The following is a 13,478-nucleotide window of genomic DNA, read 5'->3' as shown; positions in this document are numbered from 1 at the left end:
GCACTGGGGGCGGCGGATCGAGCCCTTCCGGCTGATGGCGCTTTGCGTGGCCGTCTGGACGGTCGGCGGCGCGGCCTTCGCTCTGGCCTCGAGTTATGAAGCCCTGATGGCGGCGCGGATGGTGCTGGGGGTCGGCCAGGCCGCCTTTGCACCTGCCGCTCTTATGATCCTTGGGTCGTCGAGCGTCGGCATGGGGCGCGCGCGCGCCGTTTCCATGTTCACGAGCGGGTCGGCCGCCGGACGAAGCGGCAGCTTCTTTCTGATGGGCGCAATTCTGTTGCTGGTCGGAGGGCAGACCGTGGCGGGCCTTTCACCCTGGCGCTCGGCCTCCCTGATTCCGATCCTGCTCAACCTCGGCCTGATCGGCGGCCTTCTCTGGAAGGCGCGGGGGCGTCGGATGGTTTCGGCGGAACCGACGCGGGGCCTGCGCACGGCCGTCAGCTGGCTCGCCGGGGACGGACGAGCGGTGTTCGGGCTTATGGGGGCAAGCGCCGGGTGCGTGCTGTCGATTCAGGCGGCGGGCGCCTGGATGCCGTCCATCCTTGCGCGCGCGCATGAACTCAGCAGCGGTCACGCCGCGATCGCGATCGGCGGCGTGGTGCTGGTCGCGGCTCCTGCGGGCCATTTGACGGCCGGATGGCTGTTGGGGCTCGAACGCATGAAGGCGTCGGGACCGGCGCCGGTCATGGCAGGCGCCTTGGCCGTTTCGGTGCTCGCCGCCTTCGGATTGATGACCACGACCTGGCTGCCGATGACGCTTGCATGCCTGAGTCTGCTGGTCGCGAGCAGCGGCATGGCCGCCGCGTCCGCGCTGATCGGATTGCAGCCGCTGACGCCTGATCCGATCCGCAGCGGGGTGAACGCCATCTTTCTGGCCGCCGTGTCCGTTGTCGGCGTCGGACTGGGGCCGTGGGTCACCGGCGTGGTCAGCGACCGGAATATCGATACGCGGTTCGGTCTTGCGACCAGCCTGGCGTGTGTCGTCATGGTTGTAGCTGCGGTCATGATTCCCCTGGCGCTCTGGCAAGGCCGGCGCTGGATTTCCGGCCCAAATGCCCCTGGTTTCGGGTCTGAACCCCCTCGAATGCCGGTGGCGTTTAATTCCCCAATCAGGCGAAATACATAAAAACGCTGAGGAAAATTATATCGCCCACAGCGATATACCCAAATCTGGCGACGCTTAATGTTTTCTTAACTGCAACAGTCCGGTCAGCGAGACGCCCGAACCCAGGGCGCCGCGGGGGGACGGGCATTGCACGCTATCCAGCACGCGAATGTCGGCGGTGAGCCGACGTGGATGCGCCGCCGTGCGCGATACCCAGCCGGTGGCGCCGCCCTGGGTCTGGCGATCCTCGGCGTCCTCGGATCCGCAGCGCCTGCCGCCGCGCAGGACGCCGGCGTGGACATCACCGTCTCAGCCGTCATTCCAGGTCGGTGTGGTTTCAGCCGGATTGCGCCGCCGCCTCTGCGCGGCGTCACCCCGGATCTTGAGACGGCCCAGACCTTCAGCGTCTCTCTGCCGCTCGACTGCAACACGCCTTTCGCCGTCGGCGTTCGGGGCGAGAAGGGCCGTCTGGTCAACACCACCGGCGCACCCGACGGGTCGGGATACGCCTTCGACAAGAGCTATGGCGTACGGCTGACGCTGGAAACCAGCGACGGCGACGTGCGCAGCGGTCGCTGCCTGTCCGACCAGATCGTGGCCGGTGGAAACTGCGACTTCGCATCGGACCAGCCGGGCGGGGGCCTGGGCTCTGGCTCAGGCATCGCGGCGCCGGGCGGCGTGACCCTGACCATAGACTGGCCGGACCAGTCCACGCTGAACCAGCGCCTCGCCGCGGGCGACTACAGCGACACCATCACTCTGGTCGTCGGAGCGCGCGCCTGATGCGCACGCCCTCGGCCGGATCGGCGCATCGCGCCCTATCGAATTCGTCGACCGCATATCGCGGGCGACGGAGCCCTCGACGGGCCTTCCGCCCGCTCGAAAACACGCCGGGCTTCTCCGGCGCTCAATCCAAGACGGAGACTACCCTATGAAGCGTATCGTTTTCGCGGCCTCGGCCGCTGCTATCGCCCTGACCGCCGCCGGCGCCGCCTCGGCTCAAGACAGCCAATCCGTCGCGATCAACGCCTCGGTCGCCGCCAAGTGCGGCGTCTCGGCTCAAGCCACCACCGTGACCCTGGCCGGCGACCTGACCGACTCGGAAGCCAAGGTCCGCAGCGGCGTGACCACTGAAATCGCAGACGCCCTGAACGGCGCCCGCATCATCGCCTTCTGCAACGGCGTGAACAACTCGGTCACCGTCGACCGCGCCGTTCTGGCCCGCACCGGCGCCACCGGCAACGGCCTGACCGAGGGCGGCTTCGCCCAGTTCATCCGCTACAACCTGGACACCACGATCAACGGCCTGGCCCTGGATACCACCAGCACCGCCGGCGCCTCGAACGTGGCCCAGCGCTTCGGCGGCCACGTCAGCCTGAGCGACAGCAACACCCACGTTCGTTTCGCCCAAGCGGCGTCGAACGGCGGCGCTGTGGCGACGTCGGGCGGTTCGAGCGACATCGCGACCAACTGGGGTTCCAACACCGACCGTAGGCTGGCCGCTGGCGCCTACACCGGCTCGGTCAATGTGACCGTTGCTCCGGGCGCCTAAGCCCCAATAAGCGCCGACGTTCCCACGGGGGCGTCGGCGTCCGTCGGACCGGTCCCCCCGCACAGGGCCGGTCCGACCCCCTTTGGATCCACCAGGTAGTTTCCCATGATGCCCGCCGCCGCCCGACGCCTCGTCGGAGTCCTTCTAACTGCTGCGGCCTTGCTGGCCTCGGGCATTCCCGCCACGGCGTTGAATGTTCAGCCGGTGATCATCGATCTCCTGTCTTCTGGCCGGCGCACCTCGACGGTGCTGACGCTCCAGAATACTTTTTCCACCACAGTTCCCGTCGAACTGACCGCCCGCCGGTTGGACGTCGTCGACGGCGAATTGCGCGAAACCGATGTCGAGGCCGAAGACCTTCTGGTCTTCCCGGCCCAGGCCACCGTGGAGCCGGGCCAGTCCCAGGCGTTCCGGATTCAGTGGGTCGGCGACCCCGAGATCCAGGCCAGCCAGCACTTCTTCGTCACGGTCGCCCAGTTGCCTGTCGTGCTGCCTGAAAACCAGAACGCGATTCAGGTGCTGTATAATTTCAAGGTTCTGGTCAGCGTCGGCGCGCCCGGAGCCGTGTCCGCCCTCGCGGTCCAATCGGTGGCGATCGAGACGGGCGAGGACGGCGTCGGCCGCCCTGTGCTCATGGTCAGCAACTCCGGCAACACCTACGGCTATGTCGGCAAGAACCGTCTGACCCTGGTGCAGCGCGCGCCGAACGGCGACGAAATCCTGCGCGAATCCTGGGAGCCCGAGCAACTGCAGCAGCTGATGGGCCTGGGCCTGGTGCCTTCGGGCGCCACGCGCCGGCTGCCGATCAACATTCGCCTGCCGCAGCCGAATGGCGCGGTGACGGTCGAACTGACGCCGGTTCAGGATCGGTGATCGTGTGATCGACGCTCAACCGCCTTCCTATTATTCAACCGCGTCAGAGGCGGCGTTCGAAGTGATTCAGACCGCACCCCCGTCGCCGGCGCTGAACCCTTCCGGCCGCGACGTCTACCTCGGCGGACCGCTGAAGGACGGCCCCTTCATCCTGGGCGAGATTTCTTACCTGCTGACCGCCGACGCGCGTATCCAGGTGGACGTCGATCCGCTTCTGGACCTGCTTCAGCCCGTGATTTCGCCGGCCTCCTGGCAGGCGCTGGCCAGCGCCCTGGCGGGCCGGCAGCGGGTCTCGACCGTCGAACTGACGGCCCTCGGCTTTCCGATCGCCTATGATTCGGCCACCTTCGGTCTGACGCTGTCGATCAGCCGTGATGTGCGGCCCAGAACCAGCCTGAGCATTTCCGGGGGACGTGAACAGTTTCGCGGGCCCGTGGCCAAGCCCGCAAAGCTTTCGGCCTATGTGACCACCTATCTGACGACCGACTATGTACATGTGGGCGAAGACACCGGCTTCGGCACGCCCAGCCTGCTGATCGACAGCGCGGTCCGATTCCGGGGGGTCGTCCTCGAGAACGAAGCGACCCTGGAGGATTCGTTCATCCGCGAGGGTACGCGTCTGGTCTACGACGACGTCGCACGCACCGGGCGCTGGACGGCCGGTGATCTGAGACCCCAGGCGCGGGGTTTTTCGGGGGGCAGCCCTATCGCGGGCCTGTCGCTGGAGCGGGTCTACGCCGATCTCGATCCCCAACGGAACATCCAGCCGAGGGGCCAGCGGTCCTTCACCCTGGTACGGCCTTCGACGGTGGAGGTGTTCATAAACGGCCGCTCGGTTCAGCAGACGCGGTTGAACCCCGGCTCCTACGACGTCAGCGACTTTCCCTTCGCCCAGGGCGGCAATGACGTGCGGCTGGTGATCCGCGACGATGCGGGCGTCGAGAGCGTCTTCTCCTTCTCCATCTTCTTCGACCGAAGCCTGCTTGCGGCCGGCTTGACGGAATTCGGCTTCTACGCGGGCACACGCACAGACTTCGATCAGGGCGGCCGGAAATACTCGGGGGACGCGGCCGGGTCGGGCTTTTATCGGCGCGGCCTGACCGACGATCTGACGGCGGGCGCCAACTTCCAGGCCAGCGCACGCGGCGGCGTGGTGGGCGGTGAAATCGTCTGGGCGGCGCCGATCGGCACGATCGGCATGAATCTGGCTGGATCGTCCATCGCCGATATCGGCGAAGGCTATGCGTTGAACCTCAGCTTCGAACGCGTTTTCGGCGCCGACCGAAGCAGCGCCCGTTCCTTGAACGCCACGGTCCAAACCATCAGCGAATCCTTCGCCACGCCCGGCGTCGAACTGGCGGACAATCCCTTCGCCTATGAGGCCGGGGTCACCTATTCGCAGTCGATCGGCACGACCCAGTATGTTTCGGCGGACGTCTTCTATTCCGTGGGGCGGGGCGCACGAGAAGACCAGGCGTCGGCCCGCGCAAGCTACGGCTGGCGCGCCAGCGGCCGGCTGCTGTTCAATGCCGAGGCGAATTTCGAGAAGCGTCAGAACCGCACCGAGACCGGCATCCGGTTTGGCCTCACCTATCGCATGGGCTCCTACGCCAGCGCGACGGCGGAGGTCGACAGTCGCCGCAATCGGGCGCGTGTCGGGTACCAGACCTCGCGCGGACGGGGCGTCGGCTCCTGGAGCGCGGCGGCGAACCTGGACACGTCCGAAGACGCGGCCGGGGTCAACGGGTCGTTCACAGCCCTGCTGAACCGCGCCGAAATCGGCGGGTCCCATCTGACGTCGTTCAACGCCGACAGCGGCGAAATCTCGGATCAGCGGACTTCATTCCGGGCCGGGGGCGCGCTGGTCTATGCGGACGGCAAGATGGCCGTGTCGCGTCCGATCTACGACAGTTTCGCCCTGTTCGCGCCGCACGCCAGCCTGAACGACTCCCAAGTCTATGTGGAGCCCCGCGAGGAGAACTACACCGCGCGGTCCGGTCGGCTGGGCGGGGCCGTGACGCCTGAACTCAGCGCCTATTCGCCGCGCACGGTGATGTTCGACGTGCCGGACGCGCCTACCGGCTACGACATCGGCGCCGGCTCGGTGCAACTGCTGCCGCCGTATCGTTCCGGCTATCTGATCACCGTCGGTTCGAACTATTCGGTCTCGGCCACCGGCCAGCTTGTCCAGGCGGACGGCGCGCCGCTGAAGCTCCTGGTCGGCACGGCCTATGAGATGGCGCGACCGGATCAGCCCGGCGTGCGGATGTTCACGAACAACTCCGGCCGCTTCGCCGTTCAGGGCCTTCGGCCGGGCCGTTGGCGGATCGAGGCCGGGGTCGACGGCGCGCAGACCTATATGATCGTCATTCCCGCTGGCGCGGACGGCCTGGTCCGTCTGGGCGTCATCACACCGGAGCCCCGCCCATGAAGATCGTTTTGCCGACCGGTCTCGCCGCGCTCGCCCTGATGTTCGCGCCGGCCGCCGCACAGGCCGGATGCGCAGGGTTCGAGTCGCAGGGAACGGGCCTGTCCGTTCGCTACGATCCGTTCTCGGGTGCGCCGATCAATCATGCATTCAACATCCGGGTCAGCCGGACCGATCCCTCCGTGACGGCCGTCCGCTTCATCCTGGTCGACCCTGACCCCCGGGGCGGTCGTTCGCAGTTCGGGGCGGGCGGGCCACAGGGTTACGATGTCGAATGGGCGCGTGACTCTTCCCGGCCGGTGTTTTTCAGCGGCGCAGAACAGCCCAATGCGACCAATGGCGCCGTGGTCAGCTTCAAGGCCGGGCCTGCGGGCGACGTCGTCAACGAGAGTTTCCGGCTGATGGCGCCGGCCGGCCAGTCTGTGGGATCGGGAGACTATTACGAACCGCTCGAGGTTCGTTACGTCTGCTACTCGGGCGAGGAGCGGCTCGACGCGGCGGAGATTCAGCAGGCCGGCCGGGTCGCGCTGGACCTGGAGACGCCGGACATGATTTCGGCCTTTATCGGATCCGCAGGCATGCGACGGGGCGAGATCGACCTGGGCGTCCTGAATCCCGATCAGTCCTCCAGCGGAACCGTGGTCGTGACCGCGCAGTCGACCTCGCCCTACGAGTTGAGCGTGTCGTCGAAATGGGGCGTGCTGCGTCGTGGCGACGCGGATGCCGCCGGCCTGCGCTATTCGATGCGTCTGGGCGGAATTCCGGTCGAGACGGGGGCGGCTCTGGTGTGCGACCGCACGCCGGCGCCGTCTGGCCGCAGCCATCCGCTGCAGGTCACGGTCAGCGGCGAGGACGTGTCCGCCCAGCCCGCCGGCGCCTACAGCGACGTTGTGACCCTGACCTTTTCTCCGCGGCTCGGGTTGTCGCCCGGCGCCGGCTGTTCGATCTAGAAGATCATGCCCTTGGCTTCGGCCCGGAGGCTCAGGCTCATGGCGTGCTGAGGCGACGACAGGATGATGCCGAGGTCTCGCTGGCGGAACGCCGGCTGATTGCTGTCGATGATGACCGTCTGGGTGGCCGTCGAGGAGAGCGGCACACGCTGGCCGTCGACCACGGCGAAGGCGTCGATCAGGCCGGCGGGATGGTTGAGGATCAGGCGATAACCCTCGACGTTGTTGCAGAGCTCGGTCATTCGGCCCAGGCCGGTTTCGCCGGTTTCGAAGGCGGGGATGACGGCCGCGCCGACCTCGACCCGGCAGATGGTTCGAGCTGTCGCTCGAATGCCGATCGAAACCCCGCCCGCGAAGGCAGGGGCGACGCCCAGCAGGGAGACGGCCGCTGCAAGCGTGGCCGTTTTCAGAATGTCAGAGCGCGAAACCATCAGGCGTCCTTCCGGGAGCGAGGCTTCACATTTATCCGCTACGCCTGAAAGTCACTTTAACCGGCGTGGTCAACGCCGGTTTACCTTACCTCGACCATCCAGGACACCCAGCGCCGTTTGATCGTCTCCAGGCGACGCGTCGGGTCATCGACCATCTTGCGGTAGGCGGCAGGGGATAGGCCGAAGCGGGCGCGGAAACGGCTGCGCATGTCCGCTTCGTTGCGGAAGGCGTATCGGATCGCCAGTTCGGCGAGCGGCGTGGTGTCGTCCGAGCGATCCAGCGTGGTGCGAACCGCCGCCAGCCGCCGGCTTTGAATGAAACTGTCGACGCCGCCGTGGGGCGCGAGCAGCCGGTATAGCGTGGCCCTGGAAACGCCGGTCTCCCTGGCGATGACGCCTGCATTGAGGCCGGGATCGCCGAGACCTTGCTCGATGATCCTCTGGATGGCCTCGCGGCGATCAAATTCCATCCGCCGTTTCGAAGCCGTGGCGCCGCCGCCTGTCGGGCCGACGGCGAGCCCCAGCAGATCCACAAAGGTCCGGGACACCGTCGGAAGCGCATCATGCTCGAGCGCACCGGCCCGGCGACACAAGGAAAGAAGATAGTCCCCCAGCAGACCGGCCTGATCGGGGTCCAACACGCGGCCATGCAGGCCGTTGGCGGCGCCGGCCGCAGCCTCGATCAGATCACGGGCCACGCTGACCGTGATCAGACGTCCATCCGGGATCGTGGTTCGGGTCTGTCGGCGAAGATCCTGAAGCACCAGGTCGCCCGGGCGGGCCTGTTCGAAACCGCTGACCTCGCTGCCGACGAGGACGCCCTCGACCACCAGATGAACGACGAAATGGGAAAAGCCGTTGAGACCGACGCGCTGCGCCGGACGGGCGTGCCCGACGCCCGTCAGCCGGCGATCAAACAGGATGAGACGATCCAGGCGATGAGCCGTGACCTCAGCAGACACGGTCTGTCCGCTTGAGACCACGTCCGCGCCGCCGTCATAGAGGTCGCGATAGGTTTCGGCGGCTTCGGGCGGCGTCAGGCCTTGTGTCGAAAAGCTGAAGCTTTCGATCATGATCCGGCGTTGGCCCGTCGGGGGCTCCGCGCGTGGTCTGTCGGAAGCGATCCTGGGCGCCCAATGGGCAAGACGGAAAGGGGGGAGGTGAATCCCTGTATGGTACGCGGCACTGACTATCCTGATCTCGGCCAGATTATGATGCAGGATTGGCGCCGTCCTTAGCAGACGACGCGAATCCGATCTTCCAGTCTCAATCGTGAGATCAAGGGCGCAATACCCACACTTGGGGACGGGGCGTACTTATAGCCAAGCCAGACTATTAATCTCTGGTAAACCATGTCGCTCCCGATGACTTCTCGGCTCGTTGCGCTGGCAGGCGCAACGGGACGGGAGGATGAGGCTCCCTCTCTTCACCTGTCCCGTTGGTTCGCCAACCACGCCATCGCCTGCCTTTTCCTTTCCGCACAGACCCTGGAGGTGCTGGATGCGAACGCCGCAGCCATCCGCCTGGTCGATGCGTCTGACGAACTTGCGCTCAGCGGCGGCAAACTGGTCGTCCGGGGCAAGGCGGCGGCGGAACAGTTCCGCCGGTTCGTCTGCAGTCTCGACGGAGCCCCCGAGATCCACATGGTCGGCGATCACCACAGGCCGCTTCTCATGCGCGTGGAAAGGGTCGACGAGACCGAGGTGATCGCAGTTCAGCTTTTCCCGATCGCCCAGGACGAGGATCAAAGCCTGTGGGCGAACATGGGCGTGATCTTCGGCCTGACGCCGTCGGAGGATCGTCTGATCAAGCTTCTGGTCGGCGGCGCCAATATCAAGACCCTGTCCGAAGATCTCGGCATCAGCGTCGAGACCGCACGGACGCACGTCCGGCGTTCCTATCTGAAGATCGGAGTGAGCAATCGCGAGCAACTGTTCGCCGCCGTCGCGCCCTACCGGCTCAAGGGTTGATCGTCGCGCCGCCTTGAAGCTGAAGGGCGCATCCTCTTGAGCCGGCGCGTGGTGTTGATTGTCACAGTCGAGTTCTAAGCCCGGCGGAAGCAGCGCTGATGACGGCGCTGTCGTCTTCACGCTCGCCTGAACCGCACGTATTTCAAGCAGGCGGGTTCGACCGTTCCAAGTTAAACGGGGATCACCCATGCCCAAGATCGACCGCCGCGGCCTGTTGGCCGGCCTGACCGCCGCCGCCGCCTTTCCCTCGCTGGCGCGGGCCCTGAGCATCGCGCCGAAGGTGCGAACGGGTACGATCCAGGACGTCGAACATGTGGTCATCCTGATGCAGGAGAACCGCTCCTTCGATCATTATTTCGGCACGATGAACGGGGTGCGGGGCTTCTCCGATCCTCATCCGGCCCCTGCGCCCGGCGTCGACGGCCGCGCGCGCGACGTGCTGCTTCAACATGACGGCGGCGGCGAGGGGCCGGCCTGGCTGGCGCCCTTCCCGTTGAACACGCGTCAGACCTTCGCCCATATGCGGGTCGAGGGCACGCCGCACAGCTGGCCCGACGCCCAGGCGGCCTGGGACGATGGGCGGATGGGCCGCTGGCCCGAGGCCAAGCACGCCCATTCGATGGGCTATTATGAGCGCGCCGACATTCCGTTCCAGTACGCCATGGCCGACGCCTTCACCCTGTGCGACGCCTATTTCTGTTCGCTTCAGACCGGCACCAATCCGAACCGGGTCATGCTGTGGTCGGGTTGTAACGACGGGTCGGGTGAGCGCGGCGGTCCCTGTATCGGCAATTCGCACGACACCCTGCCGGGCGAGGGCGAGGCCATGGAGCCCTATCGCTGGACCACCTATGTCGAGCGGCTGCAGGCGGCGGGGATCGACTGGCGCGTCTATCAGGACATGGCCGACAACTTCACTGACAACCCCCTGGTCGGGTTCGAGGCCTTCCAGAAGGCGGTCGCCGGGGCGCCGGGGTCCGACCCGGCCCTGGTCGAGCGGGGCCTGACCACGCGGGCGCTGGACGGACTGAAGGCCGATGTCCTGGCCGGACGTCTGCCTCAGGTCTCCTATGTCATCGCCACCGCCAGCGGCTCGGAACACCCCGGCCCGTCCAGCCCGGCCCAGGGCGCGGACTATACGGCCCAGGTGATCGACGCCCTGACCGCCGACCCCGAGGTCTGGGCGCGCACGGTCCTGCTGGTCAATTTCGACGAGAACGACGGCTTCTTCGACCATGTGCCGCCGCCGGCGCCGCCGTCGCGCGATGCGGCGGGCGGACTGAAGGGCGGCTCGACCGTCGATCTGGCGGGCGAATATCACCTTCAGGCCAGCCCCGCCGACGCGCGTCTGGACCTGCCGGAATACCGCGGCCGTCCCTACGGTCTGGGGCCGCGGGTGCCCATGTATGTGCTGTCGCCCTGGAGCCGGGGCGGTCGGGTCAATTCCGAGGTGTTCGACCACACCTCGGTGATCCGGTTCCTGGAGGCCCGTTTCGGGGTCATGGAGCCCAATATCTCGCCCTGGCGGCGCGCAGTGTGCGGCGACCTGACGTCCTGCCTCGACTTCTCCGGCGTGGACGCCCGGCCCGTGCCTCTGCCGGCGACCCAGGCAGACGCGGCGCGTGCCGCCGCCCTGGACGGCCGCACCACCCCGCCGACTCCCGCCGAACCGACACGCCCGCACCAGGTCGCCGGCTTCCGCCCGGCCTGTCCCGGCGTCTACGCCCTGGAATGCGAGCGCGAGACGGCGGGCGACCGGGTGCGGTTGAGCTTCGTCAACACGGGCAACCGCACAGCGGTCTTTCATGTCTATGACCGGATGAACCTGGAGGCCGGGCCGCGCCGCTATACGGTCGAAGGCGGCCAACGGCTTCAGGACGACTGGAGCACGGCCGGCGGCGTCGATCTGCAGGTCATGGGGCCGGACGGCTTTCACCGACGGTTCGTCGGCGCGGGGGACGAAGTCGTGTCGGCGCGGCTGGACTGGCGCGGCGCGGCGCCTGTTCTGGTCCTGACAGGCAGGGGCGAGGCGGAGGTGACGGCCGGCGCAGGCGTTCGATCCCTCGCCGTCGACGGCGAACACCGGATGGATCTCGCCTGGGACGACGCCAACCATCGCTATGATATTGCGGTCGAAGCTGCGGGTTGGCGAAGCGAGTTCGCCGGGCGCGGGTGATCAATACAAAAAAAGGGGCGGCGCGCTGATGCGACGCCGCCCCGACATGGTTTCCGCCCGGATCAGAAGCGGTAGGCGACGCCGACCCGCAGGTTGCGGCCCGGCAGAGGCGCGATGTCCTTGAGGAAGGAGACGTGTTCGCGGGCTTCCTCGTCGGTCAGGTTGCGCGCCTCGGCGAAGACGGTGACGTTTCGATCCGTCAGCGGACGCCAGGCGGCGGCCAGGTTCAGCAGGGTGTAGTCGTCGGTCGGCAGTTCGTATTCGTTCGCGACCCGGTCCTGTTCCCCGACATGGCGCACCTCGACGCTGGCGTCGAACGGCGTGGAGGTCCAGGCGACGCGGCCGGTCAGGGAATAGGGCGGAATACGCGCTGCCGGACCCAGGTCCGTCTGGGCGTGGACAAAGTCGGCGGCGGCTTCCAGCGACAGTTTGCGGTCGCCGTTCTGCCAGGCCGTGTAGGAGCCTTCGGCCTCGAAACCATAGAAGCGGGCGTCGGTCTGGACGAACTGATAGACCGGGAATTCCTCGTTCTCTTCCTCGAACAGGAAGGTTTCGCCGGTGGCCCGCTCGTCGATGAAACCGTCGTACCACGAGTGGTAGACGTGCAGGTCGCCCGTGAACCGTCCGCGATCATAGTGCGCCGTGGCTTCGAGCGTATTGACCTTTTCGCTGTTCAGATTGACGTCGCCGGTCTCGTAGGCGGCGGTGGCGATGTGCACCCCGTCGGCGAAAAGCTCCACCTCGCTGGGCGCGCGTTCGTTGTGCGCCAGGCTCAGTCCCAGGAACAGGCCGGGCGCGGGCCGCAGGAAGGCGGCGGCCGAGGCCGACCAGTTGTCGAACGTGCGGTCCACCTGGCGGTCTTCGCCGATCGGCGTGGCGCTCAGTTCGCGACGATCATAACGCAGGCCGCCCTCGAAGCCGTAACCCTGGCGGTCCAGACGCTGGACCGTGTAGACGCCCAGTTCGTCGATGTCGGTCGTCGGAACGAAGGCTTCCTCGCCGATGGCCTGGAAGTTGCGAGAAAGGGACTGAACCCCGACCGCGCCGTTCCAATCGCCGCGCTTGCGTTGCACCAGATCGGCGCGGCCTTCCCAGCCGTCCGAGTTGAAGACCGTGCCGGGCTCGCCGACATCCTCAAACTCGGTGTGGGTGTAGTCCGCGTGGCCGTAGGATCCGCGCAAGGCCGAGAAGGGGCCGTCGTCGAAGCGATATTCGCCCCGAACATCATAGCGTTCCTGGTTCAGCTTGATGAAGACGGTCTCCTCGGCGACCGTGCCGTATTCACTATCGGTATTCTTGTAGGAGGCGCCCAGGAATCCCTTGTCGCCGATATAGGAACCGCCGACGCCCCAGGCCTCCAGATCCGAATAACTGTTGGGCTGGGATCCGCCTTCGCCCCGTTCCACGCCGTCGGCTGCGGCCTTGCGGGCGGACAGGGCCGGGGCGGGAATGTCGTAATCGTCCGACTTGCGCTTCACGCCATCGATGTTGAAGGCGAAATTGCCGCTGCCGAGGGTGACGCGGCCGAACGCGCTGCGGCCGTCGTCGACGCTGGACGCCTGGGTGGAGACGACGCCTGACATCCCGCCCTCGGGAATGGACGTGGGGATGCGTTCGTCGATGACATTGACCACGCCGCCGATGGCCGATCCGCCATACACCAGCGTCGCCGGCCCGCGGATGATTTCGATGCGGCTGGCCTCGGCCGGGTCGGTGGCTACGGCGTGGTCGGGCGAGACCGAGCTGGCGTCGATCAAGCCGATGCCGTTGGTCAACACCTGCACGCGGGGGCCGGAGAGACCGCGAATGACCGGGCGGCTCGCGCCGGGGGCGAAGTCGGTCGAACGGATGCCGGGGCGAGTGCTGACCAGATCGCCCAGGGAAACGGCCGGCGCGGTGGCCAGGGTCTGGGCGTCGATCACGTCTGTGGCGATCGTCGTGGCGCGCTGGCTTATGCCATAGGGCGCGCCGGTGACGATGATGTCGTCAAGAT

At 66.9% G+C, this 13,478-nt stretch carries 11 protein-coding genes; 8 read left to right on the top strand and 3 right to left on the bottom strand.

From position 1 onward, the window contains the following. The 6 genes from ER13_RS12060 to ER13_RS12035 form a co-directional block, all read left to right on the top strand. On the top strand, positions 1-1,126 hold a 1,126-nt coding region (locus ER13_RS12060; RefSeq protein ID WP_155988149.1), incomplete at its 5' end, for an MFS transporter. 171 nt (positions 1,127-1,297) lie between these two features. Then, entirely contained in the window at positions 1,298-1,888 is a 591-nt protein-coding gene (locus ER13_RS12055; protein ID WP_155988148.1) for a hypothetical protein, read from the top strand. A 148-nt stretch (positions 1,889-2,036) separates the two neighbouring features. Beyond that, on the top strand, positions 2,037-2,657 hold the full coding sequence (locus ER13_RS12050) for a hypothetical protein (protein ID WP_035309562.1): 621 nt from the start codon (positions 2,037-2,039) through the stop codon (positions 2,655-2,657). A gap of 105 nt (positions 2,658-2,762) precedes the next feature. Next, positions 2,763-3,530, top strand: coding sequence for a fimbria/pilus periplasmic chaperone (locus tag ER13_RS12045; protein WP_008260166.1), 768 nt, complete (start codon positions 2,763-2,765; stop codon positions 3,528-3,530). Positions 3,531-3,591: 61 nt separating this feature from the next. Continuing rightward, on the top strand, positions 3,592-5,961 hold the full coding sequence (locus ER13_RS12040; RefSeq protein WP_231492543.1) for a fimbria/pilus outer membrane usher protein: 2,370 nt from the start codon (positions 3,592-3,594) through the stop codon (positions 5,959-5,961). Beyond that, the gene (locus ER13_RS12035) at positions 5,958-6,908 is read left to right on the top strand and encodes a hypothetical protein (protein ID WP_035309558.1); all 951 of its coding nucleotides are present in this window, start codon (positions 5,958-5,960) and stop codon (positions 6,906-6,908) included. Before ER13_RS12040 ends, ER13_RS12035 begins: the two co-directional genes overlap by 4 nt. Here the strand turns inward: ER13_RS12035 and ER13_RS12030 are convergent. Further along, positions 6,905-7,339 carry a hypothetical protein gene (locus ER13_RS12030; RefSeq protein ID WP_035309556.1) on the bottom strand — a complete coding sequence of 145 codons (435 nt, stop codon included), beginning with the start codon at positions 7,337-7,339 and terminating at the stop codon, positions 6,905-6,907. The genes ER13_RS12035 and ER13_RS12030 overlap by 4 nt on opposite strands. An 80-nt stretch (positions 7,340-7,419) precedes the next feature. Next, positions 7,420-8,412, bottom strand: coding sequence for a helix-turn-helix domain-containing protein (locus ER13_RS12025; protein ID WP_035309554.1), 993 nt, complete (start codon positions 8,410-8,412; stop codon positions 7,420-7,422). Positions 8,413-8,703: 291 nt separating this feature from the next. On the opposite strand from ER13_RS12025, the gene ER13_RS12020 reads away from it, so the two are divergent. Both ER13_RS12020 and ER13_RS12015 read left to right on the top strand, forming a co-directional pair. Next, a complete protein-coding gene (locus ER13_RS12020; protein WP_197019784.1) occupies positions 8,704-9,309 on the top strand; it encodes a helix-turn-helix transcriptional regulator in 606 nt (201 codons plus the stop codon). A gap of 187 nt (positions 9,310-9,496) precedes the next feature. After that, positions 9,497-11,485 (top strand): phosphocholine-specific phospholipase C, encoded by a 1,989-nt coding sequence (locus ER13_RS12015; protein ID WP_035309550.1) that lies wholly within the window; start codon positions 9,497-9,499, stop codon positions 11,483-11,485. A gap of 62 nt (positions 11,486-11,547) precedes the next feature. On the opposite strand, the gene ER13_RS12010 is transcribed toward ER13_RS12015, so the two are convergent. Continuing rightward, the coding region (locus ER13_RS12010) for a TonB-dependent receptor (RefSeq protein WP_035309549.1) at positions 11,548-13,478 on the bottom strand (1,931 nt) is incomplete at its 5' end.

Origin of the sequence: Brevundimonas sp. EAKA (assembly GCF_000698025.1) — a bacterium.
GTDB classification, from domain to species: domain Bacteria; phylum Pseudomonadota; class Alphaproteobacteria; order Caulobacterales; family Caulobacteraceae; genus Brevundimonas; species Brevundimonas mediterranea_A.
The sequence above is the reverse complement of the archived record's forward strand: the minus strand, read 5'-3'. Positions and strand labels throughout refer to the sequence as shown.